The 1,108-nt window shown below is 61.2% G+C and carries 1 protein-coding gene; it reads right to left on the reverse strand.

Features of this window, described 5'->3' with window-relative positions; translation table 11 throughout:
- Positions 1-346: 346 nt before the first annotated feature.
- Entirely contained in the window at positions 347-769 is a 423-nt protein-coding gene (locus tag ACFV15_RS36250) for a hypothetical protein (RefSeq protein WP_378356385.1), read from the reverse strand.
- Between the last annotated feature and the right edge of the window lie 339 nt (positions 770-1,108).

A 1,108-nucleotide genomic window follows, 5' to 3' on the forward strand; every position in this document is an offset into this window, starting at 1 on the left:
CCAGAACCAACCCGACCACGTGAAAGCCTTCTTCGGCAAGGAAGAAGTCCGCTACGCCGCAGACTGACACGCCATATTTGCCTTACGGATCAATAACCGTCGGCAACACTCACGACCCCGCGGAGAGGCCCGCGCCGTTGGCTCGGCGCAGGGCGAGGGAACCGTTGCCGCAGCGAACGGAGCAGTGGTTTCCCTCCACTCAGGCGCGAGTGGTGCGCGCGAGTGGTAACTCCGCTCCGTTAGATGCAGCAGAGTTACCACTGGCGGCCCTCGCTTCGCTACGCATCCCAGGCTGGGCCAAAGCACGCCACATTTGGCTTACCCCTCAATAGAACGGCCGCAACACTCACGACGTGGTGAACGAGTTGGTGGTGAGCGCGTTTGGGCTACCTGAAAGCCCCAGCTTGTATCCCGCTCGACGCTTCATGCTCGTGCAGATGTCCTTCGGGTTGTAGCCGGAGGGCCTGCCGGTGTACCTGGACCAGTTGACGACACTCGAGATGGTCTCGCATTTGACGTATTCGTAGCAGTCTGCGGAGGAGCACCTTGACGAGTCGGCCCATCGTTCTTGAGTGTTCTCACATGCTTGAAAGTCCTTGTCGAACTCGCCCCAGCCCTTGCTGTCCTTGTCGACCTCGACCAGGTAGAGCGTGTACTGGGAGGCCTGCCCGGCAACCAGTCTCCCGCAAATTCGGCTGCCCGATTGGGCCGACGCGGCCGGGACCGCGACCACGGCACCGGACAATGCCAGCACTGCCACAGCAGCCACACGACGCAGGTACTTCGACACGGGTTCCTCACTCTCTCAGCGCGCGGGATGACATTTCGCCGCAATGAACAGAAACCAACCGTATGTGCGGCCGCCCGCGAACATCGTTCAGCCAGCATCAAGGTAACGCCGTTTCTCATCAAATAAACGAAGTGATCGTCAGCGACCTTGCGCACACGAACGGTGCTTTAGTCACTCAAGGCGACGACCGCTGCTTATGTGCGATGACGAGTGGGTTATCGAGGGGAAAGCTAAACGTAACGTTGTCTCGCCGGGCGTCGTGAGTGTTGGGGGCGGGTGGGGCTCGCCCGCCGAGGTGACGAGGGGCGGTGGGGGGCC

The sequence above is a fragment of the Amycolatopsis sp. NPDC059657 genome (genome assembly GCF_042734395.1).
Lineage (GTDB): Bacteria > Actinomycetota > Actinomycetes > Mycobacteriales > Pseudonocardiaceae > Amycolatopsis.